We start from the raw sequence: 26,848 nt of genomic DNA, 5'->3' as shown, positions 1-26,848 counted from the left end.
ATTATACCATGTTATTATATGCTTTCAGCACCTGAAAAGCGATACGTATAAATATATATTTCGAATAATCCATTTTTACAGATCGTTTAGTAAGTGATCTGTCAAGTTAGGTAAAGGACAAATTACGCATGATTTAGGAGGCTAATATGAACAGATATGCTATTTTTATAGTACTTTCATGTGCTATGATAGTAATGATCTGTGGAAGTGCTTCGGCTGCTTCGCCAGCGGCGAATTTCACAGCCAACACCACCAATGGACACTCTCCATTGAATGTGCATTTCACTGATAAATCCACTGGAAATCCAACCAGTTGGAATTGGGACTTCGGTGATGGAAGCAGCTCTACCGATCAAAATCCTAACCATACATTCAGTACGGTTGGGGCTTACACAATTAAATTAACTGCAACCAACGATGATGGTTCCAGTTCTCTTACGAGAAACAACTACATCACAGCTTGGAACACAACAAGCGTAATGACTAGTAACAATGGAATTGCATTTTACGTTGCCAACGATGCAGGAGTAAAATATGACATAGTAAACGGTGTTAATCAGCAGGGAGATTATCAACAGATACACGTCAACAACAGTTACTACATAAGCAGGGGTGGGGGAGGAATGAACCCTGTTCAGTTATCAACTGACCCCACAAACAAATATGGTACCATAACCACAACAGGCAACCAAACTGGTAAGTTTTGGGTTGTATTTAGTGGTGGAATTGGACACATGGATGATTGTATTTTGATGTTGGCTGTAAATGGAACGATACCTGACAACTTTGCATTCCATGTAACAGCAAGCGGATACACTTATGATATACCTGCGCCAGCCCTTTCTAACCCATTAACATCCTCTTTAACAAATGTACAGTATGTAAATGGAGTTAACGAAACATTTACTAAAGATGATTTTATTTATGGGCAACAAAGTTGGAAACCAACCAACACTGTGAACTACCCAATTTACCAAGGTCAGGATCCTAATAATAAATTTTCATTGATGTTTATTGATCTTGATGTGGGTGCATTTTGTACTAATGCCTATACAGGTGTAACGAATGGATCTATAGAAGTTGATTACAGTTTCAGTAATTTGGAATCATTCGCTTCTTTCGGAGCATACGGTTGGTTCTCTGCATGTAACTGGGGTACGGGAATTCCAATGGCCAGTAACATAGCTCAAGGTGGTTACAATGTCCAGGGAATAACACCAATCACACCTGTAGCTAATTTTACAGCAAACACAACAACAGGATTGAACCCTGAAACTGTACAGTTCACTGATACCAGCAGCAACACACCAACTAGTTGGTTATGGGACTTTGGGGATGGAACAACCAGCACAGATCAAAATCCTACACATGTTTACAGTTTACCTGGAAGCTACACAGTAACACTGATTGCAACCAATAATGCTGGTAGCAGCACTTTAACCCAGACAAATTACATCACAGTATTTAATAGCTCAAATCCTACAGTTACAGCTACACCAAAGGAAGGATACTATAATAAAACTGTTAATGTTAGTTTGACTTCGGATCAGCCAGATGCTGTGATATATTACACCACTGATGGTAGCGATCCAACAGACAGTAGTAATAGTAGTAGATTACCTTACTCTGATCCTATACCAATCAGCAACAACACAATGCTTAACTTTGCAGCTGTAAACAATGGGGGAGTTTGGAGTTCAAGGTACTCTAAAACTTATGTGATTGATACATCCATACCAGAAGTTTATACAAATCCTAACGGGGGAAATTATCCTGAATCTGTGACAGTTGAGTTAACTGGTAAAGATCCAGATACCTTAACAACTGTCTACTACACAACAGATGGTTCAGACCCAAGGACAAGTACAACTGCAAATGTCTACACTGGCCCAATTACACTGCTTTCTACAACCACTTTGAAGTATGTGGCTGTTGATCAGGCCAGTAACTGGAGCCCAGAGTACGTTCAAACATACACAATAGTAAACGCACCTGTTGCAGATTTCACAGCAAACAGTACCAAGGGAACAGCACCTTTGGGTGTACAGTTCACTGACAAATCCATTAACTCTCCAACAAGTTGGTTATGGGACTTTGGCGACGGAACAACAAGTACAGATCAAAATCCAATTCATATCTACGACACACCAGGAATCTACACAGTAACATTAACAGCAACAAACCTAGCAGGTAACAGTAACTTAACTCTAATCAACTACGTTACAGTAGATTGGCCTACTCCTGTTGCTAATTTCACAGCTAATGTAACAAATGGCACTGCACCATTAGATGTTCAGTTCACAGATAAATCCAATGGTAATGTAAAAGATTACAATTGGGACTTCGGAGATGGAAGTACAAGTACAGCACAAAGTCCAACACATACTTACAACACTCCTGGAACCTACTCAGTAACCTTAACTGTCTCAGGTCCTGGAGGAAGTAGTACTGAAACATTCACAGACTACGTTACAGTAAACTGGCCTACTCCTGTGGCTGATTTTGCTGTTAATGCAACTAGTGGTACTGCACCATTGGATGTTCAGTTCACAGATAAATCCAATGGTAATGTAAAAGATTACAACTGGAACTTTGGAGATGGAAGCACATCGGATTTAAAAAATACTGAACATGTATTCACTGTTCCAGGCACCTACACAGTAATATTAACTGTAAACGGACCTGGAGGTATGACATCACAAACCAAATACATTACAGTCAACTACCCTGCTCCAATAGCAGGTTTCACAGCTAACACAACAAAGGGTACAGCTCCTCTCAAAGTCAAGTTCACTGACAGTTCCGCTGGAAATGTTTCAGGATACTTATGGAACTTTGGGGATGGAACAACCAGCACCGATCAAAACCCTACACACAGTTACACAAAACCAGGAAACTACACTGTAAAACTCACAGTAACCAATCATGGCGGAAGTTCAACGATATCCAGTTTGATAACAGTACAAAACCATGTTTTACCCACAGCTACAACCAACGTTAAGGGCGGACTTTACAATACCGAAAAAACAGTTACAATTGCTATGAGTAAATCTGGAAGCATTTACTACACAATCAACGGAACCACTCCAACAACTTCAAGTAAGAAGTACACGGGACCTATCAGCATCAAATCCACAACCACCCTTAAATTCATTGCAGTGGATAATGATGGTTACAAATCCAACGTATACGCTGAAACTTACACAATCGACAAAATACCACCAAAAGCAAGTTCAAATGTACAATCTGGATTATACAATGCAGATAAATCAGTAAAACTAACAATGGATAAGAATGGAACGATCTACTACACAATTGACGGAACCGCACCAACAACTTCAAGTAAGAAGTACACTGGACCTATCAGCATCAAATCCACAACCACTCTTAAATTCATTGCAGTGGATCTTGCAGGTAACAAGTCTCCTGTGTACACAAGCAAGTACACCATTGACAAAAAAGCACCTACAGTAACATCGAGCAATCCTGTAAACGGTGCAAAAAATGTTTCAACAACAAGTACAATAACGATCAACTTCAACAAATTACTGAATTCAAGTTTAAACTGGTCTAAGATTTATATTAAAAATTTAAACACAGGAAAACTTGTATCCATTAAAACAACCATCAAAAACAACCAGCTTAGCATTAAGATGACACAGACAAGATACTCAAAAAACAACTACCAAGTGTACATACCACAATCGGCTGTTAAGGATAATGCTGGAAATAATCTCAAAACGGCTTACTACTTCAGATTTAAAACCAAATAAACATTATTTCTTTTTTTCTTTTTTTTTTAAATCAAATTTTAAGCTTTCAGAGCAAATTTAAGAACTAATTTTCTGTATTTTAGGATGCAATTTTACTTGTTTTTAACTTTAGAATTTCATGTTAGATCATACTTATTTATATAAGAGAAATGTAACACTTGACATATCGAATGGGGGAGGAGAAAGTTTTGGGAGATATAAAGAAAAAGATTTTAATTTTAACACTGGCTTGTTTGACTGTTTTAATGTTTAGTGCAGAAGTATCAGCAGCTGATCCTCCTGTTGCAAATTTCACTACTAACACTACAAGCACAAGTGCACAGTCGAATATCCAGTTCAACGATACATCAACAGGCAATCCAACAAGTTGGAAATGGAACTTCGGTGATGGAAAAACATCAACACTCAAAAACCCAGTTCACAACTACACAAAAACTGGCAACTTCAGTGTTACACTGAATGTCACAAATACTGCTGGAACTTCAAATTTAACACTTTTCAACTACATCAGCATATTCAGCAGTCCAATTTCCAGTTACAACAATGTTAACATTACGACTGCCAATAATGGCACAGTTTACATGCAAGATCTAGGATCTGGAGGTGGTTTAAACGCAATACATATAGCTTCCAGTACTATTTTAGGTCCAAACTACGGACAGTACACAGTAACATCAAACCAATCTGGAGTGCTGTATGTTACAGACACCGGTGGAAGGGGATATCAGGATAATATTGTTCTTATGATAGCTGTAAATGGAACCATTCCAGATAATTTTGCTTTGAAGATAAGGGCGAGTGGATACACATGGACACCAGCAGGATTTAACACTGCTCCATCACTTGCAAATATAACTTATCAAGCGTATGCCATCAATCAAACATTTTACAAGAATGATTTTATTTATGGGCCTCAAAACTGGAAAATGGCAGGTGGAAACACTGCATATCCAATATACCTCAACGAGGATATGAATGATCCTTCAAATAGATTCAGTTTGTTGTTTATAGATCTGCATGCAGGTCCACTTGGATCGAATTATCCTACAGGAAATGGTGCTTTAACAGATTATGGTGCTGTGAAAATAAATTATATATTTCAAAATTTGGAATCCATAGCAGCATTCAATGCCTATGCATGGAACGCAAACACAACCCATGGGGCAGGAATGGGATGGACCAACAGTATTTTGCCAGGTCAAACTGGAGGTCCAAGTGGTTATGAAGTTATTGGTTCGAAAAAACCAACAGCAATGTTCTCATCTGATGTTAAAAGTGGTGTGGTACCCTTAACAGTTCACTTCACAGATGAATCAACCCAAACACCTACATCATGGTTCTGGGACTTTGGAGATGGAACCAGCTCAACTGAACAAAATCCAACACACATCTACAATCATTCAGGGAATTACGTTGTCACATTAACTATTCACAATGCCTACGATACAGACACCACAACTGGAAACATAGCTGTCGGTAACATTGATGTATCAGCATCGTTACCCAATGGATCCTACAACACCACACAGTATGTGAATTTAACAGCTGAAGATAATTTATACCCAAATCCAACTATCTACTACACAACAGATGGTACAGATCCCACAACAAGTGGTCAGATATATACTGGCCAAATAGTGCTTAGTGACGAAGGGAAGGTTGTGCTGAAGTTTTTCGCAGTTGATTCAGGAGCAAACGTATCCAACATTGTAACAATGAATTACACCATCGATAAAACAGCTCCAACAGCAAATACCAAACCTTCTGGAAGTACCTACAACACAAAACAGAATGTTTCAATAAATGCTTCAGACAACTTCGATCCAAATCCCGTAATATATTACACACTAGATGGCACTGACCCAACCAACAGCACAACAAGGGTCCGATATACAGGTCCAATAACAATTACATCAACAACCCGACTTAGGTATGTGGCTGTTGATGATGCTAACAACTGGAGCCGGGTTTACGACGAAAGTTACGTCATGAACTACACAAAGGCACCAGTACCATCAGCAAACGTACCAAGCGGATCCTACACTTCTGATCAGGTTGTTACCTTATCTGCAACTGATCAAATAGATCCCAAACCCAAGATTTATTATACACTCGACGGATCCAAACCCACAAACAAAAGCACCCTATACACCTGGCCAATAAGCATCAATACCATTGGAACAACCGTTCTAAAGTTCATAGCAGTTAACAATGCAGGGTTGGCATCTAATGTAATCACCTGCACCTACACCTTGAATAAACAGGGGGCTGGAGGAACATGGAACAGCACAACAATAGCAAACAATGGAATGTACAATTCCATAGCCATAGATAAATCAGGCAACCCTCATGTGGTCTATTACCAACTAGCATCACCAACTGACAAATATCCTGAGTTAATATATGCATATAAAGACAGTAAAGGCTGGCACAAAGAGCTTGTTGACAAAAGTAATGCAGGTTCAGGATTTTACGTATCAATGGCATTAGATTCCTCAAACAACCCCTCAATGGTTTATGGGGAAGTTTTCGGTGTAAATTCAACCGATAAACTTAAATATGCATACAGAAACTCAACAGGATGGCATATCACCATACTAACACAGAACAGCTATATTTCATACATCAACATGGTGCTTTACAACAACCAGCCAAGGATCAGCTTCTACAATGACTCTGCAAACAATGGCCAAGGTGAACTACAGTACATGTACAAAAACGGCACCAAATGGTACATCGAAAATGTTACGACAAAACCATCAGGGGGAAGATGGAATTCTTTAGCACTTGACAAAAATGGTAATCCAAGAATAAGTTACTACGATATCTATGGAGGACCAGTGCAGGGGAGTTTAAGATATGCTGAGAGAACTTCGACAGGCAATTGGTTGATCACAACTGTTGACGGTAACATGGTCGATCCTGTTAACGTTGGAATCTGGAATTCAATAGCAATCGACTCCAATGGAAATCCACACATAAGCTACAATTCAAATCTTGGAGGGGGAGGAGGAAGCCTCAAGTACACCTACTACAACGGAACCAGTTGGGTCGTAACTACCATCAGTAACTTAAAATCTTCCTGCAGTAAACTGATATTAACCAAATCTAACAGTCCATTAATAGTTTATGAGGATGTAACAACTGGTAACTTTAAATATGCTTATCTTGAAGGTAAAAAATGGATAATAAACAATATTGACACTGTCGATGGAGTGGGTCAATGGATCTCTCTAACACTAAATGCAAAGGGAATTCCATACGTCTGCTACTCGACTGCCAATTCAAAAATTAAGTACACTTACTTGATTCCATTCACTGTAAATGCAACAGCAGGTGGAACATTTAACACAACAAAATCAGTGGTAATTAAATCAACCCCTGGAACAACTGTTTACTACACAAAAGATGGCAGTGATCCTAGAACAAGTAAAACAAAAATCAAATACACAAATCCCATATCAATTAGCACTACAACGAGTCTTAAATTCGCAGCGGTAGATTCTGCGCTTAATTGGAGTTCAATAACAACATCCACATATGTAATAAATCTACCACCAACAGCCGCAGCTGGAACCAAGGGAGGATATTACAACACAACCAAATTAATTAAACTTACAATGAATCAACCAGGAAACATATACTACACAATTAATGGAATCACACCTACGGCTACAAGCAATAAGTACACTGGATACATAACCATTACAAAAACAACAACTTTGAAATTTATTGCAATCAACCAAAGTGGACAAAAATCCATAATTTACAACGAAACATACAAAATTGACAAAATTGCTCCAGGAATCATCTACACTTCTCCCAGAAATGGAGCTACAAATATTCCAAGGAAAGGAACAGTGAGTATAAAATTCAGTGAAAATATAGTTCCAACATTAAACTGGTCTAGGATATATGTAAAAAACTTAAAAACTGGTAAACTGGATACAATCACTAAAACTGTCACAAACAACACTTTAAATTTGAAAACATCCAGTTCAAGGACAGGCAACAATTGGTACATTGTATACATTCCATCGTCCTCTGTTAAGGATGCTGCAGGCAACAAGTTAAGCAAAGCTTATACTTTCAAATTCAGAACTGGAAGTCAATAAGCATTTTTTTATATTTTTTTAAGAGATTGCAAAGTTGCAATAGTTTAATCGATACGTATAAGTATACAAGTAGTTATATAATAGTTGATATATTTGGACTTATCATTGAGAATATTAGCCTAAGAAGACTTAAGAACATTTAATCAATATTATTAAAAAAAAATATCGAGAGTCATGAAATTTATAACAAAAATATTGCTTTTGTTGGTGTTTCTATCAAGTTTTGGGGTTTCATATGCAGACAACGATACTGTGGTTTATCCAATTGATCCTGCAACATTGTACAGTGGATCTTTAACTGTGCAAATAAATCCAACTCCAATCCATGTAAATGATACAATAATGATAATTGTAACGGCTACAAATACTGGAACAGCTGATTGGGGTCAATTGAAAATTTATATGCCTGTCCCTAAGGGAACTCAATTTGTATCATTTGTAGTTCCAGATAGAAATTTGCAGAACTATGATCCAGATACGGGCATATGGAACGTAGTTCAAATGAAACATTTTGATAGGGGTCAACAAAAAACAGCTATTCTCACAGTTAAAGTACTTCCATCTGCAGCAGGAAAAAAATTGAGGGCTACAGCAAGTTTTAATACGTTAATTTTGGAAGGTTACGGGATCAATATGGCTGGACAAGCTTCAAATGCTAGGGCAGATGTCCAAACTGTTTTAATAAAGGGTGATGGTCCTGGTGATGGTCCTGGTGATGGTCCTGGTGATGGTCCTGGTGATGGTCCTGGTGATGGTCCTGGTGATGGTCCTGGTGATGGTCCTGGTGATGGTCCTGGCACGACAGATAATGCTAATAATGGAAATACTAATAGTCAAGATCCATTAATTCATTCAAATGGTGATTCAAAAGTTATTTCGGAGTTAAATAACTATACAAACTCACAGCCTAGTCCTTTAACATCCCAATCTGGAGGAGGTGGGGGTGGAGGTAAAAAGGTTTACGACGTATCTTTGCCTTCAATATCTAAGAATGACTTTTATTCATATTTGATTGCAGTACTTCTAATAATTGGAATGATAGTTGCAGGTTACTACTATGGAATAAAAAAAGAGGACTAAACAAACATCACATCGGGCCATACCCATGAGGAGTTTCAAACAAGTGTCAGCCTCACAATGGATCAACTTAATCAATCAAAGTATCAATTTAATAGAATTTATAATAAGAGGTAGTTAAATGGTGATAGCATCTATCGAGAATACATTCAACAGTTCTTTACACATAATCACTCAGAGTTTTCTGATACCTGTGATGGCTGTACTTGTTATCTTTTTTATCTATTCACTGATTAATTTGGGAATATTAATTGCCCAGTATTACAAGAGAAAACAGAAAAAGTTTGATTTCAAGCATTTCATCGACCAATTTTTGATGGAATCAAGGAATGGAAACACAGCAGAACTATCTAACATAATAGAATCTGCAAAAATATCCAGAAGCCATAAGGAAGTTCTGACAACATTGTTAACAACAGATAATGTGAGTAACGAATTTCGAGAGTCATTAGCACTGAAAATGGTGGAAGATGAAACCATAAATTCGGCTAAAAACCTTGAAAAAACGGATATTGTGGCGAAAATAGCCCCTGCTATTGGTCTCATGGGAACACTCATACCTCTTGGTCCAGGATTAACAGCACTTGGAGCAGGAGACATCCAAAGTTTAGCCCAACATCTAACCATAGCATTTGATGCAGCTGTGCTGGGTATGGCATCAGCAGCCATAGCATTTATAGTTTCCAAGGTCAGGAGAAGATGGTATGAAGAAGAAATATCCAACCTCGAAACCCTTGTGGATACTGTTTTAGAGGTGATGAAATGATCAAACAGAAAAGACGAGCAAGAAGAAGGGCTGTACTTTCTTCAGATGATGAAATTGACCCAATGATCTACGCAGTAAATATGATAGATTGTATGCTTGTTTTGGCTGTTGGATTTCTAATATTCACCATAATATTCATGAACACCAATCCAAACGAAGCTTCACAGGCCAATGTAAACATTAAACTAGGCCAAGAATTGAATGAAACTCCTCAAAACAGTTCATCAAATTCCCAGACTGGATTGAACCCTGTGGGAACTGCTTATGAAGATCCAACTACTGGAAAGTTAATTTTGGTTAAGAACTCTTGACTAAGAATTCTAAATTATTTTTTTTTTTTTAGATTTATAAAAATCATGGAAATGTAACAAGATGATATACGTTGGAATCGATGACACAAACAATGAAGAATCTGTGGGTACTGCAAAGTTTACTAGACAGGTTGCTTCAAAGGTAGCTGAGAAATTTCGAGTGTATGGAGTTACAAGGCACCAACTCGCTCAGAACAGTGAAATTGATTATTCTATACACAATTTCTGTGCAGTTATCCATGTGGAAGCTGATAAAAGCCATTTAAATACCATATTCTCCATTGCAAAAACTGAAATTATGAACAACTTCAATATAGGAAGTGATCCTGGCCTTGCAACAGCCCATGAAGACAATATTTCTTCTTCTGTGGTTTCATTTGGATTGGATGCTAAATACAAAGTTGTTAAGAGGGACGCTGCTATTAAACTGGCGAGAGATTCTGAAATTATAATTGAAGGTTTTGGTGAAGCAGGAAATGGTGTTGTAGGAGCACTTGCAGGGGTTGGTCTCGCAAGCACAAAAAACGATGGAAGATTTGTGCAGCTTGGTGATCTCCGAAAAATTAAGCAGCCAGAACCAATTCAGAAATTTCTAAAATCAGGGATTGATAAGGTCATCACCGTGGAAGGGGTGATCATTGAGGAGGGAATAATTTTTAACACCGATAACAAACCAGTTAAACCCTCTCCAGTTAATGGGGAAATAGTTCTTTTTGTTGAACCTGTAGACAATATGTTCAGAGCAGTTAACAGGGATTGAATAAGTCTTAAACTGTTGTTTAGAAGTTTACTCTATCTACATTTGATGTCAAAATAATTGAGAAATAAAAATTTAATAAGCTTTTAATTTTGGATTGAATTATATATATCGAAAATTAATAATTGTTTTAATCCTGGGAATGATATGTGAGACCCACCTGCACAAATATTGAGTGCCGGGGGCGGGATTCGAACCCGCGGCCTCACGGTATCCCAGGAAAAAGTCAGAGCACTTGCTTAATACCCTATGAGCCGTGCGCTCTAACCAACTGAGCCACCCCGGCATGGCTTATATGCTGTTTGATGTCATATCACTTAAACCTTTCTATGGGGCTATTAATATGGATATTCTTATTATTATTTAAATGGAGAAATCACCCGAAAATTGTGCTTCAAAAAAGTAGAAATCATTTGAGATAATATATTAAGAGATAGAACTAAATATTTTTTTTTTAAGGCTGGTGAAATAATGGATGAACATATTATAGAAGCATTGGGAAAGGCTAAGATTAAGGTAAAAAATGGTAAGGTAGTGGAGGTTGGTGAACCTAAAATTGATTACTGCCCAATATTTGACAAGTACAGAGGAATTAAAAAACTCACACCCGAAACAATAAAAGAAAACATCGAATTTAGAATAGAGGATTTCGGGATGTGCACCGAAGATCGGACCATGAGAATGCATGATTTTCTTTCATTTGGAGTATCCGAAACCCTCACAACAATTTTAAAAGAGGGTGAAATTGATGCTGTTGTCAGCGTTTGTGAAGGATGTGGCACAGTTATACTAACGGAGCCAGAGCTTGTTCAGGGTACAGGCGGCAGAGTTTCAGGATTGGTAAGCACATGTCCCATTGAAAAATTGATGGAAGAAGTTGGGCAAGATAACGTTTTAGATCCAGCCAATGCTTCAATAGACCAGATAGCAGGCACAATGAAAGCCATTGAAATGGGATTTAAAAAGATAGCAGTAACCATAGTATCTGCAGATGATGCTATACGACTCCGGGAGATTGAAGCAGAAAATAAGGATGTTAATATTTTCATATTCGTTGCCCATGTTACTGAAATGTCTGAAGAAAATGCCATAACCATATTTAACCATGCAGATGTTGTCACAGGCTGTGCATCAAAGTATATACGAAACATCGGAAAGGAAAAGGAATATTTTGTTGCCGGTGATTCAATACCTATTTTTGGAGTTACAGATACTGGAAAACGTTTCATGGAACTTAGAATAGAAAAAATAGGAGGAATGAAGGATAAAAAAGATCCAAAAATTCCTAAACCTTTGATATGATTAACTGACAAACTACATTTTGGGTATTTAACCTGGAATACTAAATTAATTATTTAATGTCCTTTTTTTAAATTTTAATTTAAAATGTGGCCAAGATATTCTGCAATTAATCGAGACCTGCAAGCGCACGTATGAGGCTGCTTTGGGTGATGAGTCCCACAAGATCGCCATGGTCATCGATCACAGGAATTCTCTGATACCCTTTGTCTGCCATTATTTTTGTGATCTCCACTATGGGAGTTTTCTTATCGGCAACCATCAGATCTTTACTCATTAAATCGTCAACTTTAAGAGTAAGGGCTTCTCCACCTGCTAAAAGAATATCTCTGTGGGTTATCATACCAACGAGCTTACCTTCATCAACAACTGGAAGTCCACCAACATTGCATCGCATCATTTTCAGTTTTGCAGCCGCCAAAACATCTGTTCTACTGGTTACATGAACATCCTCTATCATGATCTCTTCTGCAACAAGGTTATCTTTCATGCTATTGATCTGGACTTCGATATTTAAAATAGTTATTTGTCGAATGTAACGAATTCAAGATGTTTGATAAAATAACCAGACTTCCAGAGAAATTTATGGATTTAAACCACTAAAAGATCCAAATCCCTGAACTATTTTTTTTCCACACCAATTTAAATCAATGAAAATTTTACAATCTTTTCAACAATTTCTTTAAGGTAGAACAGATATAGAAAATGACAACTATTAAATTAAGTTTAAATTTTTTAAGAAAATTTTTGTTAATGAAAATTTACGCATGAAATAAAAGATGATTTATGTTAGATTATTAAATTAACGCGTTTTAGATGAGGTATGAAAAGTGACCCAGATGCAAGATGCCCTAAGAGGCAATATAACACCTGAAATGAAGTTAGTAGCAGAATCAGAAGGTATTGATGTTCAAAAGATTGTTCGTGGATTGTCAGATGGACGCATTATTATTCCAAAAAATGTAGAGGGAAAAACCAAAGCCGTAGCCATAGGTAAAGGACTCAAAACCAAGATCAATGCAAATGTTGGTTCATCATCCGAGCTAGAAAAGGTAAAATGGGAAGTTGAGAAAGCCAAAGCAGCAGTTAAATACGGTGCAGATACTATTATGGATTTAAGCACAGGTCCAGATTATCAAAATGTTTTAAATGCAATAATGGAAGCTGTAAATGTTCCAATTGGGACAGTTCCAATTTATGAAGCTGGAATCACAGCATCAAATAGTAAAGGTGCTGTTGTGAACATGGATGAAGATGATATGTTCAATGCCATTACAAATCAGGCAAAGGCCGGTGTGGACTTCATAACTGTACATTGTGGCATAACTAAGGATCTGATTGGGAAGGTACAGGATTCAAACAGGATCATGGGCATTGTTAGCAGGGGAGGATCATTTTTAGCTGCTTGGATTCTTCAAAATGAACTTGAAAACCCTCTTTACAAGAACTACGATTATCTCTTGGAAATTGCTTCTGAATATGACGTTACACTCAGTTTGGGTGATGGATTAAGACCGGGATGCTTACATGATGCATCAGATGTTTCACAGATTCAAGAACTGGTAACACTTGGAGAACTGGTTACAAGGGCCAGAAACGAAGGTGTTCAAGTCATGGTAGAAGGTCCAGGCCACGTTCCAATAAACCAGATAAAAGCCAACATTGAAATTCAGAAAACAGTGTGTAAAGAAGCTCCGTTCTACGTTTTAGGACCACTAGTAACTGATCTAGCTCCGGGCTACGATCATATCACTTCTGCCATCGGCGGTGCCATCGCAGCTTCTGCCGGTGCCGACTTCCTATGTTATGTGACTCCTGCAGAGCACCTGGCAATTCCAAATATTGATGATGTAAAGGAAGGGGTTATAGCTTCTAAAATTGCTGCTGAAGCTGCGGATGTTGCTAAGGGTGTTAAAGGTGCATGGGATAGGGAGGTTGAAATGGCTAATGCAAGAAAAAACTTTGACTGGGAAAAACAATTTGAACTGGCATTTGACCAAGAAAAGCCTAGAAAATGTCGCGAGCGTAAACCTATTTCAGAAGACGACATGTGTACCATGTGTGGAGAATTTTGTGCATTGCGCCTCGTAAGGAACAATATATAACTGAAACTCAACATAGTTAGTATCATCCCAAACTATTTATAGTGTTTGAAACAAGATATTAACTGTAAATATTTTTTGAATATCAAAAAAAATTGAAGGTTTTACCATGAAAGCAGAAAATTTAAATCAAAAATGTCCTGTATGTGGATGTACTGATAAAGATATATCAAGAAAAAGAGATGCCGGCCACAATGATGAGGCATTTTACATTCCCCATGTACCACAGGGAACTGTTGGTGTAATTAAATGCAGTAACTGTGGGCATTGTTTTGAGTACTGTACAGATGAACAGTGTTTAGTTGAAATACACAAACTAGTTCTGGGTGAAAATAAGGATAAACAGGATGAAAAAAAGGAGCCTTAAACCTTTATTTAGATTTAAACTGTTCATCCCATACAAAATCTTAAAATAAGATATAAATATTTTTTTTATTTGTTTTTACAGAAAATTTAATACCTATTTGAAACTAAAGTAAACATTGAAAAAAATTTCATGCCGGGAGGGCGAGACATATGAAAATGCAGCATGTAGAAGGTCAAAATAAGGGTAAATTAGTTCTTTTTGCACTAAGCACTTGTGGATGGTGTAAGAAAACCAGGGCACTGATCGAGGATCTTGATGCGGATTATGAATATGTATATGTGGACCTTTTGAAGGGTGAAGAAAGGGAAGAAGCAGTTGAAATGATAAAAAAATGGAATCCACAGTTATCTTTTCCAACCCTTGTGATTAACGATGACGTAACAATTATCGGGTTTAAAGAGGAGGAAATTAAGGAGGCTCTTGGATGAGCGACTTTGATGAACCTGATGAACAAGAAGTTGATTCATACTACCAAAAGGTTAAGGCAGATGCAGAATCTGGAGGATATCACCTCAATTCTGATGAAGAGTTTACAAAAGAACTTTTAAAAAGCATACTCATCAACAAAAAACGTTATGGGTACGGTGCATGTCCATGCAGACTCGCATCTGGAACGAAGGAAGAGGATCTGGATCTGATCTGTCCATGTGACTACAGGGATCCTGACCTGTTTGATTACGATGCATGTTACTGTGGTCTCTACGTCTCAGGCAAAATATTGAGTGGGGAAAGCGAACTCCAATCAATTCCAGAGAGAAGACCAACAGCAGAAGAAAGGAAAAAGATCCAAGCATCCAAATCAGAAACAGTTAAAAACCTTTCAAAACCTGTTTGGAGATGTAATGTATGTGGATATCTATGTGCAAGGGATGCACCCCCTGAAACTTGTCCCATCTGCAAGGTATCAAGCGACAGATTTGAAAGGTTCATGTAACCAACAAATTTATTCATCTATTTTTTTTAAATCAAAGAAAATTTAGAAGTATTTCTTGGCTTCCAATTAAATGCTCAAAAATTGATTCAAATAACTTTTTTTATGTTAACCAATGCAAAACTATTAAATTAATTTTCATAAGAATTAATATTGGTATTGGAATAAGTCAGGAACTTAATTACCAATTAATCAAATCAAAGTCAAATAACTAAATTTTTTTTGGGTAGGCAGGAATATGAAAGATTCACATGATGGTACAAGTTACAGTAAAATGGTTGAAGTTTACGAAGAACTGGATTCAACTACCAAAAGACTTGAAAAAACATCTATACTAGCAAAATTTTTTAATGAGATAGGTAATGAGGATTCAGAACTTTTACCGGTGGTCACGCTACTCTCCCTTGGAAGGGTTTTCCCTACGTGGAGTGAGGAAGAACTGGGCATAGGTTCTAAACTGCTAATGAAAGCAATAGCATTGGTTGTAGGTGTAAAACCTGAGGAAGTGGAAGATAAGCAGAGGGATGCTGGAGATATTGGTAGAGCTGCCCAGGAATTATTTTCAAAGAAAAAACAGGCGACCCTGTTCTCAAGAAAGCTAACCATTAAAAAGGTGCGAAGCAACCTAATGAAGATGGCCACAGTGTCTGGAAACAGGGCTCAATCTAAAAAACTCGAAATATTGCGGGAATTATTATCATCTGCCTCTCCAACTGAGGCTAAATACATAACCAGAACAGTTATTGAAGAATTGAGGGTGGGGGTGGGTGAAGGAACCATCAGGGACGCACTTTCCCAGGCCTTCGGTGTTGATAAGGCTATTGTTGAAAGGGCACATATGCTCACCAATGATCTTGGCCTGGTTGCAGAGGTTTCCAAAGAAGAAGGGGTTGAAGGACTTCAAAAACTCTCATTAAATCCTGGAAAACCTGTTAAGCCCATGCTTGCACAGCTTTCTCCTGGAATTGAAACAAGTATTACAGAGATGGGATGGGCTTTTTGTGAAACCAAATACGATGGTATCCGGGTGCAGATACACAGACTCGGAGATGAAGTTAATGTTTTCACCAGAAGACTCGAAAATATCAGTAATGCAGTTCCAGAAATTGTTGAGTACATAAAAAAAGATTTACCACATAAAAATTTCATTGTGGAAGGTGAAATAATTGTTACGCGTGATGGAAAACCAATTTCCTTCCAGTATATCCTCCAGAGGGTTAGGAGGAAGTACGATATTGAAAGGATGAGAAATGAAGTACCTCTTAAATTATACCTCTTTGATGTTCTTTACTACGGAGAACCGTTACTTGATGCTCCATTTGAAAAGAGAAGAGAAGTTCTCGAATCAATTGTGAATATAACTCCTGATAAAATTGAATTAAGTGAACAGGTCAAGGTCACTTCTGAATCTGTTCAAGAGGCTCAGGATCTCTTTAACAATTCCATTAAAGGAGGTCATGAGGGTATAATGATTAAAGATCCCACAGCCCCATACATCCCTGGTATCCGGGGTAAAAAAATGCTTAAATTTAAAGCAGAACCTGAAACCCTCGATCTGGTTGTGGTTGGGGGGACCTATGGTAAAGGAAAAAGGGCACATTTCATAGGATCCTACCTCCTGGCTGCCCAGGATGAGGACAACGAATTTAAAACTCTTGCCCATGCTGCCACAGGCCTTGATGATAAAACCCTTCAGGAACTTTCTGAACTAAGTGAACCACTCATAACCAGTAAGGTTGGGAGGCAGGTCCAAATTGCTCCTCAAATTATTCTCGAGATAGCTTACAGTGAAATTGTTAAAAGTCCGGAATACGAGTCCGGATATTCTTTAAGATTCCCTGTGGTTAAGAGAATAAGGAATGACCTTAGTTTGGATGATATTGACACTGTGGATAGAATAAATTCCATGTTCAAGGAATGAATCATCAATTATTTTTTTTAGAATATATTAATACTTCTTAACATAATAATATTACATGGGTAAACCAAATTTTTTGGAGTCCGTGTATGAATGATGAGACCATTTACAAAGTTGCTTTAACAACATCAATTTTGGGTATTGTGGGTATTATCATAATTTCTGGCCAGTTATATCCTCAGGAATACCATATAACTGATATTAACAGGGGCATGCTTGATAAACAAGTATCCATTCATGGTGTGGTTGAAGAGATTAAAAAGTCTAAAACTAGTGATACCTACTTTTTGGAGCTTGCAGATGAAACTGGAAAGATAGATGTGGTTGTGTTTCACCAAACTGTTGAAGACTATGAGAAGTACAACTTGAAAATCAGTGAACTCATTAAAAGAAGAATCAGAATAATGGGTACAGTAACAGAACACGATGGTCATCTAGAGATAATATTGACTGATTCCAAGTCTGTTAAACTGATAGCTTAAACAGAAATAATGGATAGTATTGGATCAACTACTGCCCAGGGAAAGTTAGATTCTTAGTTTCCATGAATCTTCAACATGATCCATTCGTTAAGTTAATTTTAATAGGTTTACATTCCATATCAATAACAAACTAAATTAATAAATAATTCAATCGGAGTTTATTTTATGACAATTAAACGATTATTTGGAACATTTGGAGTTAGGAGAATTGCTAATCAAGAATTAACACCAGAATTTGCTTCAAGACTTGCAGCAGCATATGGATCTATTGTTAAGGGAACAGTGGCTGTTGGAGGCGATCCAAGAACATCTACAGAAATGATCAAACATGCAGTGATTGCAGGACTTTTATCAGCAGGATGTAAGGTCATAGATCTTGGAATTTTACCTACTCCCGCAGTTCAGTTTGCAGTTAGAAACTATTATGATGGAGGGGTAATGATAACAGCATCACACAACCCTCCAAAATATAATGGACTTAAATTTGTTGATTCTGATGGAATAGGAATCGAAGAGAAATGGGAACAAAAAATTGAGGCAATGTTCTTCGATGAGGAACCTGTAAGGGTTTCTTGGAATGCTATTGAAGAATCAACTAAGAATCATGGTATTGTTGAGGAGTACATCGAAAATGTCATCGAAAGGGTGGACTCCCAGGCAATTAAAGAGGCCAATCTCAAGGTAATAGTTGATTGTGGAAGTGGAGCAGCATGTTTCACAACTCCCTACTTGTTGAGAAGGTTAGGGTGCCAGGTAACTACAATGAACTGTCAACCAGATGGATTTTTCCCTGGAAGAAATCCAGAACCAACATCTGAAAACTTGGAAGAACTGAAAAATGTTGTTAAAGCCACAGGGGCAGATCTTGGTATAGCTCATGATGGAGATGCAGATAGGACCATATGCATCGATGAAAATGGAGAATTTGTTTTCGGGGACAAAACATTTGCACTGGTTGAAAAGGCAATGCTCAAGGAAAATGGAGGCGGAACTATAGTAACAACTGTTGCTACTTCTGCTGCAATATATGACATTGCTGAGGAATATAATGGAGAAGTTATAGCCACCAGGGTGGGTGATCTTCTGGTTGCAAGGGAACTGAAGGATCAAAATGGACTTTTCGGAGGAGAAGAAAATGGAGGACTCATCTTCCCAGAATTTGTATATGGAAGGGATGCAGCTCTGTCCACAGCTAAAATAGTTGAAATCATGGCAAAAGAAGCTAAACCTCTGTCTGAACTCATTCAAGAACTTCCTAAATACTGTTCTGCAAAGTTGAAGGTTGAATGTGCAGACCATCAGAAATCGACTGTAATGGACAGGATCGTTGAAGCAACCTCAGATCATGAAGTGGATACCAAAGATGGAGTTAAAATATTAACAGAAAAAGGATGGGTAATTATCAGACCATCTGGAACCGAGCCAATATTCCGCTGTTTTGCAGAAGCTCAAACAGAAGAAGATGCATTAAAAATGGCTAAATGGGGCATATCTTTGGTTGAAGAAAATATGGAGTGAATTTTAAACTCCCATATATTCTTTTTTTTTAGTCGCTGTAAAACCCATAAAATTCAGAACAGTATGCACACATAGGATACTTACCAAATTTATAATGACTTGAATCGTCTTTATTTATATCAAACTCTTTGAGGCAGAAGTAACATTTCTCTATCTTTTCAGGTTTCTCGTTCTCAGAATCATTGCAGGCTTTTTCATTGTTTATTTTTTCACTGTTAATCCTAACACCCCAGTACTAACTATTTACTGTGATCATAATGATCGAGTTGGTTTATGAAACTATTGATCCAAGAAAGATATATCCTTTCATAAATTAGTTGAAACTTAATTGATTTGAATGATTGAAAACCATCTGATTCTCGAAAAAAATTTAATTCAAAAAAACCAAATAATAATACATGATAGTCAAGGGTAAAAAACACAAGGTTGCTTGGGGAATCACAGGAAGTGGTGAAAAAATTCTCGAAACAGTAGAGATAATGGAGCAGATGAAAAAAAAATACAAAAATACCTTCGATATCCGAGTTTTCATATCTAAGGCTGGAGATCAGGTTTTAAAATACTACAATTTATCCAATACTCTTGAAACATTATTTGACAAAACATGGACTGAAATAAATGCAAACTCTCCATTTTTAGCAGGTAAAATCCAACTTGGAACGTTTGATTTTTTGTTGATAGCTCCTGCGACTTCTAACACAGTAGCAAAGATATCTTTAAGAATAGCGGACACTTTACTGACGAACGCTGCAATCATGGGACAAAAAACTTCAACACCAATTTATATAATGCCAACGGATTTTAGAGAAGGCGAAACAGTAACAAAACTGCCAAATGGTAAAGATTTGGTGCTTAACATAACTCGGGATGATGCTAAGCATGTGGAGAATTTGTCTAACATGCCTAACACCACTGTTTTTGAACATCCAAGCGAAATTCCATCGATATTTGAGAAACACTCCAAGTTTAAATAGTTGTAGATAAAAATTGCAGGGTCACTCTTAGCTTGTAAAGCCCTTCAGTATCTTCAACCATATCTGAAATGCCACGGAAGTAATGATCAACATCACCAGATCCTGCGATGTTAACTTTTATAGGTTCAACATCGTTTACTTCGCTGAAGAAATTGTTTATATTCATTATTTCGGACATCGTCCCCTCAAAGTTCATAACAACACTGCCGCCCTGTCTGGATTGTATTGTAACATTTTCTCCACTAATTTCCAAGGTTTTTTCATCTTTATACTTGTTGTGTTTCATATTTACAGTAAATACCACGTTGGTTTCATCCATTATAAACACCTACAAAAAGTTCCATAACCTGATTTTTTCACTTACTATATTATTGGGCTCTCAGACTATAAACTTTTTTTGCAATCATACAATTTGGGCTTAATATTGGCTGAAAAGAGATTTATGGGTTTAAATCGGGTTTTTAAAATTTATATCCGATCTCCCTTAAAAATTTTCTTCTGAAATCTTTATCGTCTTCGTTCTCTATTCCCTTAGGCTTAAATCCATCTACAACACCTACAATTCCTCTTCCCTGTTCTGTTTCTACTATTAAGATTTCAACTGGGTTGGCTGTAGCACAGTATATGTTAACTACTTCTGGAACACTTTTAATTCGATGTATAACATTTATGGGAAAAGCGTTTTCTAAAATTATCAAAAATGAATGTCCACATCCAATTTCTAACATTGTATCTGCTACAAATTCTTCTAATTCTTCATTGTTCCCTTCTGTTCTAACTAGGCAGTCTCCTGATGCTTCTGAAAATGCAATTCCAAATTTTGCATTGGGTACTGTATTGAATATTGCTTCGTACAAATCTTCAACTGTTTTTATAAAATGACTTTGTCCTAATATGATGTTGCAATCTTCGGGGGCCTCAACTTTTACCATTTTTAGTTTCATTTCCATGAAATTCCTCCAATCATCAGTTTATTACTACTCTGTTTTTTCGGTTATTTCTAGATATGAACGATCCTTTCTTCACCCCAAAAAGATTAATTCTACTTAGGGGATCATTATATATATCAGAATTTTGAATAAAAAATTATCATTAACAATCATTAATAATTATTTTGAAGGTATTCTAAATATTTTTTTAGCTAATCAAGGAGTTCGAATATGAAAGAGAAAATGATAGAAATTGCCCAGCGTGTAAAGGAATTGAGGGAACTTTCTGATATTGAAACCGAAGATATTGCAGCCAGTTTAGGTGTTCCTATTGAAACTTACAGGAACTATGAAGAAGGAAAACTGGATATTCCTGCAAGCGTACTCTACGAAATTGCACAAATTTTAAAGGTTGATATGGGGTTGCTCTTAACTGGTGAAGAAACCAGAATGCACATATTCACAGTTACAAGGAAGGGTAAAGGTGTAGGGGTAGAAAGGCGAAAACAGTACAAATACGAAAACCTCGCTGAAAAATTTATACACAAAAAAGCAGAGCCATTCATAGTTACTGTTAAACCAAGGAAGGATCTTGGTAAACCATCCACTAACTCACATCCGGGACAGGAATTCAACTACGTTATTGATGGAACACTTAAATTGTACATCCATGACAACGAGATCGTGCTTGAAAAGGGTGATTCAATATTCTTTGATTCATCTTATGAACATGCAATGGAAGCATTAAGTGGTGAAAAAGCCAAATTCCTTGCGATAATATTATAAAATTAATGAAAACTTTGGGGAAAATAGGGTAAAAAGAGGGAATTATACATGTCATCGTTACTCAATGAATTCGTTTCAAAAACTGATTTTGAATCATACAGTGATTTTGAAGAAAACTTCAGGATAAACATACCTGAAGAATTTAACTTTTCTTACGATGTGGTTGACAAATATGCAGAGATGGATCCAGAAAAAATTGCCATTGTATGGTGCAACGACAACGATGAGGAAAGAACATTCACCTTTAAAGACCTGAAAATTTACAGTGACAAGGCTGCAAATCTGTTCAGGGAAAACGGAATTGTTAAAGGTGACACTATCATGCTCACATTAAAAAGCAGGTATGAATTTTGGTTCTGTCTTTTGGGACTTAACAAAATAGGAGCTATACCAATTCCAGCAACCCACATGCTGAAATCTAAGGATATTGTGTACAGGATAGAAAGTGCAGATATCAAGATGGTGGTATGTATAGCAGAAGAAGGAGTGCCAGAATGTGTTGATGAAGCTGAAAAACGTCTTAAATCAAACAAAATCATTAAAGCAGTTGTTGGGGGAAATAAAGAGGGATGGTTAGATTTCAAGTCAGAACTTGAATCTCAATCCTCTAAATTTACAAGACCAACTGGTGATGAAGCAACAAACCTCGATGATGCTTCAGTGGTTTACTTCTCATCAGGAACAACAGGACTTCCAAAAATGATCATGCATGATTTCACCTATCCACTTGGACACATAATAACTGCCAAGTACTGGCAAAATGTAATTGACGACGGTTTGCACTACACTGTTGCAGACACAGGTTGGGCTAAGTGTCTATGGGGAAAAATTTACGGACAGTGGATAGCAGGCAGTGCAGTATTTGTCTACGATTACGATCGTTTTGATGCTGCTGAAATGCTTGAAAAAGCATCAAAACACGGCGTCACCACCTTCTGTGCTCCTCCAACAATTTACAGATTCCTGATCAAGGAAGATCTATCCCAATATGATTTCTCCACGTTGAAGTACGCTGTCACAGCGGGAGAACCATTAAACCCTGAAGTTTACAACAAATTTTATGAATTCACAGGATTAAGATTAATGGAAGGTTTTGGACAGACAGAAACAGTGATCAGCATAGGAAATTTCACATGGACAGAACCAAGACCAGGATCAATGGGCAAACCATCACCAGGATACAACATTCAATTGATGGATAAGAAGGGCAAAATTGTCGATGTTGGAGAGGAAGGAGAAATTGTCATAGGAACCAAGGATGGAAAGCCTCCAGGGCTATTTTCAGGATATTATAAGGATAAGAAAAATACCAAAAAAGCATGGCACGATGATTACTACCACACTGGAGACACGGCATGGAAGGATGAAGATGGATACCTATGGTTCGTTGGAAGAAATGATGATATTATCAAGAGTTCAGGGTACAGAATAGGTCCATTTGAAGTGGAAAGTGCTGTTATTTCACACCCCTCTGTTTTGGAGTGTGCGATTACAGGAGTCCCAGATCCAGTTAGGGGCCAGGTTGTTAAAGCCACAATTGTTTTGGCCAAGGGCTACGAGCCATCTGAACAGCTTAAAAAGGAAATCCAAAACCATGTTAAGGCAGTTACAGCACCATACAAGTATCCTAGGGTGATTGAGTTCGTTGAAGAACTCCCAAAAACAATAAGCGGCAAAATAAGGCGTATTGAAATAAGAGAAAAGGATGAAGAAAGCAAGTAGACATTTAGACATTATATTTCGAAAATAAGTTATAAAATTATAAAGATTTGATATCATGACAGAAAAGAAGGATAAAAACGAACCCTATCCTGTTATAAATGCATTAGAATGTAAGGAATGTGAAAGGTGTGTTTTAGCATGCCGAAAGGGTGTTTTAAAAATGAGTGATTCTCTAAATGAACGTGGATATCACTACGTAATTTACACAGGAGAAGGTTGTACAGGATGTGGGGATTGTTACTACACATGTCCTGAACCTTTAGCAATAGAAGTTCACATACCAAAAAAGGCTAAGAAGAAAAAAGAAAAGGAGGAAGACATAGAATGGCAACACAACTCATTAAAGGAAACACAGCCGTTATAATAGGGGCCATGTACGCAGGATGTGACTGCTACTTTGGCTATCCAATCACACCAGCAACAGAAATCCTCCACGAGGCATCAAAGTACTTTCCAATGGTCGGAAGAAAATTTGTACAGGCAGAATCAGAGGAAGCAGCAATAAACATGGTATACGGAGCATCAGCCGCAGGTCACAGAGTTATGACAGCATCATCAGGTCCGGGAATAAGTTTAAAACAGGAAGGAATATCTTTCCTAGCCGGAGCTGAATTACCATGTGTAATTGTGGACATAATGCGTGCAGGCCCGGGACTGGGAAACATTGGACCTGAACAAGCAGATTACACTCAACTAGTCAAGGGAGGAGGCCATGGAAATTACAAAAACATTGTTCTGGCTCCAGACTCAGTTCAAGAAATGTGTGATTTTACTATGAAAGCATTTGATCTCGCAGATAAATACAAAAATCCCGTCATAATCTTGGCTGATGGAGTTCTAGGGCAAATGGTCGAACCACTCCAATTCCCAAGTGAAGCAGTCAAACCCGAGATTGACACATCATGGGCTGTTTGCGGAAATCATGAAACAAAAAATAATCTGGTAACATCTATATTCTTAGATTTTGACCAATTAGAAGACTTTAATTTCAAATTACAAGAGAAATATGATGAAATTAAAGCTAAAGAAGTGGATTATGATACTTACTTAGTTGAAGATGCCGATATCATCTTAGTTTCATACGGTATAAGTAGCAGAATATCTAGATCTGCAGTTGAAAAAGCCAGATCAATGGGAATTAAGGCAGGACTGTTCAGGCCAAAAACACTCTTCCCCTTCCCTGAAAAAGCACTAAATGACATTGCACAAAGAGATTGTAGTTTCATATCTGTTGAAATGAGTAATGGGCAGATGATGGAGGATATTGTACTTGCAATAGGATGTAAACGTCCTGTGGAACTTGTTAACAGGATGGGTGGAAATTTGGTGGATATTGAAACAGTAACCAACAAAATAATCGAAGTTTCAGGGGGAAAATAATGTCTAACGAACTAAAGGATGAGAAGATATTAGGAAAACCTGAAACCATTCTTAGTGAGTTTCCAAGGAAGGGTGGAAGTGCCCCAACAGCAACACACTACTGTTCTGGCTGTGGACATGGAATACTCCACAAACTGATAGGCGAAGCTGTTGATGATCTTAAAATTCAAGACAGAATGGTAATGACCAGTCCAGTGGGATGTGCAGTATTTGCATACTACTACTTCGACTGTGGCCATGTACAAGTTGCTCATGGAAGAGCACCGGCAGTAGGCACAGGTCTTTCAAGGGCAGAAGAAGATGCAGTTGTAATTCTCTACCAGGGGGACGGTGATTTAGCTTCCATAGGATTAAATGAAACCATTCAAGCAGCTAACAGGGGAGAAAAAATGGCAGTTTTCTTCATAAACAACACTGTTTATGGAATGACAGGGGGCCAAATGGCACCTACGACCCTGATTGGTGAAGTAACGGTCACATGTCAAGATGGAAGGGATCCTCGGTATACAGGCTATCCACTCCACATGTCTGAACTTTTAAACAATCTTAAAGCACCAGTCTTCATAGAAAGGGTATCACTGTCTGATCCTTCACACATTAGAAAGGCAAGAAGGGCTGTTAGGAAGGCTTTGGAGATCCAGAGGGATGGTAAAGGATATGCTTTTGTTGAACTGTTATCTCCTTGTCCAACCAACCTAAGGCAGGATGCTGAAGGTGCAGAGAAATTTTTGAATGAACAGATGGAGGTTGAATTTCCACTGGCAAATTTCAGAGATAGAACTGCAGAAGTTGAACCTCTCTGCAGGGAATCCAGTGATTTTTCAAGGGAATCACTGGACAAAATATTTGATGTGGGAGAGGAAAGTTCACTGGGAGCAATTGATGACCCTGAATTTGAAACCAAAGTGGTCAAGATATCTGGATTTGGGGGCCAAGGAGTTCTGAGCATGGGCCTTATACTGGCAGAAGCAGCATGTAAGGCACGTAGACATGTTTCATGGTATCCTTCCTACGGTCCTGAACAGCGAGGGGGAACATCGAACTGTACTGTAATTGTTTCAGGGGAAATTATAGGCTCACCAGTTGTTTACAGATCAGATATTCTGGTAGCACTAAACAGACCTTCCCTGGAAGAATTTGCAGAAAGGGTAAAGCAAGGTGGAACCATCTTATATGATGAAGAAATAGGAGATTTCAAACCACCTGAAGGTGTTAAAGCCATTGGAGTTCCTGCATTAAAAATTGCCAAGGAAAATGGTGTTGGGAAGGCAGCAAATACTGCCATGTTGGGAGTTTTAATGGAAGTATCTGATGATATGTCTGTGGATGATTTTAAGAGTGCTATTTCCCAAACATTTGCGAAAAAACCACATTTAATAGATTTAAATCTGGAAGTACTCTACGCAGCTGCAGAGTGGGCACGAGAAAATTTCACCAAGGATTGAATAACCCCAATCAACTAAACTCCCTATTTTTTTTTAGGGATCACATTCTCTTTTTTAAATTAAATGTTTTATATCATATTATAATTAAAATTAAGCAATAATATTTTTTTAATTCCAGATATAATATGTAATAACTCCTGAATTCCATTTTAAAACAAACTTTAAGTAAATCAAACTACAAATAATATAGTAACAA

General features: G+C 37.5%; 23 protein-coding genes and 1 tRNA gene. 20 read left to right on the top strand and 4 right to left on the bottom strand.

Going from position 1 to position 26,848, the window contains the following annotated elements; all coding sequences use genetic code 11:
• The first annotated feature begins 146 nt into the window (after positions 1 to 146).
• The 6 genes from METBO_RS14000 to METBO_RS12235 all read left to right on the top strand — a co-directional run bounded on the left by METBO_RS14000 (position 147) and on the right by METBO_RS12235 (position 10,802).
• Positions 147 to 3,773 (top strand): PKD domain-containing protein, encoded by a 3,627-nt coding sequence (locus METBO_RS14000; RefSeq protein ID WP_013646039.1) that lies wholly within the window; start codon positions 147 to 149, stop codon positions 3,771 to 3,773.
• Positions 3,774 to 3,961: 188 nt separating this feature from the next.
• The gene (locus tag METBO_RS13995; protein ID WP_013646038.1) at positions 3,962 to 7,888 is read left to right on the top strand and encodes a chitobiase/beta-hexosaminidase C-terminal domain-containing protein; all 3,927 of its coding nucleotides are present in this window, start codon (positions 3,962 to 3,964) and stop codon (positions 7,886 to 7,888) included.
• Positions 7,889 to 8,062: 174 nt separating this feature from the next.
• On the top strand, positions 8,063 to 8,968 hold the full coding sequence (locus tag METBO_RS13470) for a DUF11 domain-containing protein (protein ID WP_013646037.1): 906 nt from the start codon (positions 8,063 to 8,065) through the stop codon (positions 8,966 to 8,968).
• Between the two features lie 118 nt (positions 8,969 to 9,086).
• Positions 9,087 to 9,731, top strand: coding sequence for a MotA/TolQ/ExbB proton channel family protein (locus tag METBO_RS12245; protein WP_013646036.1), 645 nt, complete (start codon positions 9,087 to 9,089; stop codon positions 9,729 to 9,731).
• Entirely contained in the window at positions 9,728 to 10,042 is a 315-nt protein-coding gene (locus METBO_RS12240) for a DUF2149 domain-containing protein (RefSeq protein WP_013646035.1), read from the top strand. Before METBO_RS12245 ends, METBO_RS12240 begins: the two co-directional genes overlap by 4 nt.
• A 61-nt stretch (positions 10,043 to 10,103) precedes the next feature.
• Entirely contained in the window at positions 10,104 to 10,802 is a 699-nt protein-coding gene (locus METBO_RS12235) for a hypothetical protein (RefSeq protein WP_013646034.1), read from the top strand.
• A 173-nt stretch (positions 10,803 to 10,975) separates the two neighbouring features.
• Here METBO_RS12235 and METBO_RS12230 read toward each other — a convergent pair.
• Positions 10,976 to 11,085 (bottom strand) — tRNA-Met (locus METBO_RS12230).
• A 185-nt stretch (positions 11,086 to 11,270) separates the two neighbouring features.
• Here METBO_RS12230 and METBO_RS12225 point away from each other — a divergent pair.
• Positions 11,271 to 12,101 carry a methanogenesis marker 8 protein gene (locus METBO_RS12225; protein ID WP_013646033.1) on the top strand — a complete coding sequence of 277 codons (831 nt, stop codon included), beginning with the start codon at positions 11,271 to 11,273 and terminating at the stop codon, positions 12,099 to 12,101.
• A 106-nt stretch (positions 12,102 to 12,207) separates the two neighbouring features.
• On the opposite strand, the gene METBO_RS12220 is transcribed toward METBO_RS12225, so the two are convergent.
• Complete coding sequence (locus METBO_RS12220) at positions 12,208 to 12,588, bottom strand: CBS domain-containing protein (RefSeq protein ID WP_013646032.1); 381 nt, start codon at positions 12,586 to 12,588, stop codon at positions 12,208 to 12,210.
• A gap of 340 nt (positions 12,589 to 12,928) precedes the next feature.
• Here METBO_RS12220 and thiC point away from each other — a divergent pair, with 340 nt between their 5' ends.
• The 8 genes from thiC to afpA all read left to right on the top strand — a co-directional run bounded on the left by thiC (position 12,929) and on the right by afpA (position 20,390).
• Complete coding sequence (gene thiC / locus METBO_RS12215) at positions 12,929 to 14,203, top strand: phosphomethylpyrimidine synthase (protein WP_013646031.1); 1,275 nt, start codon at positions 12,929 to 12,931, stop codon at positions 14,201 to 14,203.
• A 106-nt stretch (positions 14,204 to 14,309) separates the two neighbouring features.
• A complete protein-coding gene (locus METBO_RS12210) occupies positions 14,310 to 14,567 on the top strand; it encodes a TIGR04165 family Cys-rich peptide (RefSeq protein WP_013646030.1) in 258 nt (85 codons plus the stop codon).
• A 149-nt stretch (positions 14,568 to 14,716) separates the two neighbouring features.
• Positions 14,717 to 14,995: a glutaredoxin family protein gene (locus METBO_RS12205; RefSeq protein WP_013646029.1), complete on the top strand. Its 279-nt coding sequence runs from the start codon at positions 14,717 to 14,719 to the stop codon at positions 14,993 to 14,995.
• Positions 14,992 to 15,501 (top strand): ferredoxin-thioredoxin reductase catalytic domain-containing protein, encoded by a 510-nt coding sequence (locus METBO_RS12200; protein WP_013646028.1) that lies wholly within the window; start codon positions 14,992 to 14,994, stop codon positions 15,499 to 15,501. The genes METBO_RS12205 and METBO_RS12200 overlap by 4 nt, the downstream gene beginning before the upstream one ends.
• A gap of 235 nt (positions 15,502 to 15,736) precedes the next feature.
• Positions 15,737 to 17,419 carry an ATP-dependent DNA ligase gene (locus METBO_RS12195; RefSeq protein ID WP_013646027.1) on the top strand — a complete coding sequence of 561 codons (1,683 nt, stop codon included), beginning with the start codon at positions 15,737 to 15,739 and terminating at the stop codon, positions 17,417 to 17,419.
• Between the two features lie 86 nt (positions 17,420 to 17,505).
• The gene (locus METBO_RS12190; protein WP_013646026.1) at positions 17,506 to 17,898 is read left to right on the top strand and encodes an OB-fold nucleic acid binding domain-containing protein; all 393 of its coding nucleotides are present in this window, start codon (positions 17,506 to 17,508) and stop codon (positions 17,896 to 17,898) included.
• 165 nt (positions 17,899 to 18,063) lie between these two features.
• Complete coding sequence (gene glmM / locus METBO_RS12185) at positions 18,064 to 19,416, top strand: phosphoglucosamine mutase (RefSeq protein ID WP_013646025.1); 1,353 nt, start codon at positions 18,064 to 18,066, stop codon at positions 19,414 to 19,416.
• 398 nt (positions 19,417 to 19,814) lie between these two features.
• Positions 19,815 to 20,390: an archaeoflavoprotein AfpA gene (gene afpA, locus METBO_RS12180; protein WP_013646023.1), complete on the top strand. Its 576-nt coding sequence runs from the start codon at positions 19,815 to 19,817 to the stop codon at positions 20,388 to 20,390.
• Here afpA and METBO_RS12175 read toward each other — a convergent pair.
• A complete protein-coding gene (locus tag METBO_RS12175) occupies positions 20,383 to 20,709 on the bottom strand; it encodes a hypothetical protein (protein WP_013646022.1) in 327 nt (108 codons plus the stop codon). The genes afpA and METBO_RS12175 overlap by 8 nt on opposite strands.
• Positions 20,710 to 20,851: 142 nt before the next feature.
• On the bottom strand, positions 20,852 to 21,340 hold the full coding sequence (locus METBO_RS12170) for an adenosine-specific kinase (protein ID WP_013646021.1): 489 nt from the start codon (positions 21,338 to 21,340) through the stop codon (positions 20,852 to 20,854).
• A gap of 210 nt (positions 21,341 to 21,550) precedes the next feature.
• Between METBO_RS12170 and METBO_RS12165 the strand changes: the two genes are divergently transcribed.
• Genes METBO_RS12165 through METBO_RS12145 form a run of 5 tightly spaced genes read left to right on the top strand, consistent with a single transcriptional unit; the run spans position 21,551 to position 26,652 of the window.
• Positions 21,551 to 22,105 (top strand): helix-turn-helix domain-containing protein, encoded by a 555-nt coding sequence (locus METBO_RS12165; RefSeq protein WP_013646020.1) that lies wholly within the window; start codon positions 21,551 to 21,553, stop codon positions 22,103 to 22,105.
• A 48-nt stretch (positions 22,106 to 22,153) separates the two neighbouring features.
• Positions 22,154 to 23,827: an AMP-binding protein gene (locus METBO_RS12160; protein WP_013646019.1), complete on the top strand. Its 1,674-nt coding sequence runs from the start codon at positions 22,154 to 22,156 to the stop codon at positions 23,825 to 23,827.
• Positions 23,828 to 23,882: 55 nt separating this feature from the next.
• A complete protein-coding gene (locus METBO_RS12155) occupies positions 23,883 to 24,191 on the top strand; it encodes a 4Fe-4S dicluster domain-containing protein (RefSeq protein ID WP_013646018.1) in 309 nt (102 codons plus the stop codon).
• Positions 24,152 to 25,207 carry a 3-methyl-2-oxobutanoate dehydrogenase subunit VorB gene (locus METBO_RS12150; RefSeq protein ID WP_013646017.1) on the top strand — a complete coding sequence of 352 codons (1,056 nt, stop codon included), beginning with the start codon at positions 24,152 to 24,154 and terminating at the stop codon, positions 25,205 to 25,207. The genes METBO_RS12155 and METBO_RS12150 overlap by 40 nt, the downstream gene beginning before the upstream one ends.
• Complete coding sequence (locus tag METBO_RS12145; protein WP_013646016.1) at positions 25,207 to 26,652, top strand: 2-oxoacid:acceptor oxidoreductase family protein; 1,446 nt, start codon at positions 25,207 to 25,209, stop codon at positions 26,650 to 26,652. Before METBO_RS12150 ends, METBO_RS12145 begins: the two co-directional genes overlap by 1 nt.
• The last annotated feature ends 196 nt before the right edge of the window (positions 26,653 to 26,848 follow it).

It is taken from the genome of Methanobacterium lacus (assembly GCF_000191585.1).
GTDB lineage: Archaea > Methanobacteriota > Methanobacteria > Methanobacteriales > Methanobacteriaceae > Methanobacterium_B > Methanobacterium_B lacus.
The sequence above is the reverse complement of the archived record's forward strand: the minus strand, read 5'-3'. Positions and strand labels throughout refer to the sequence as shown.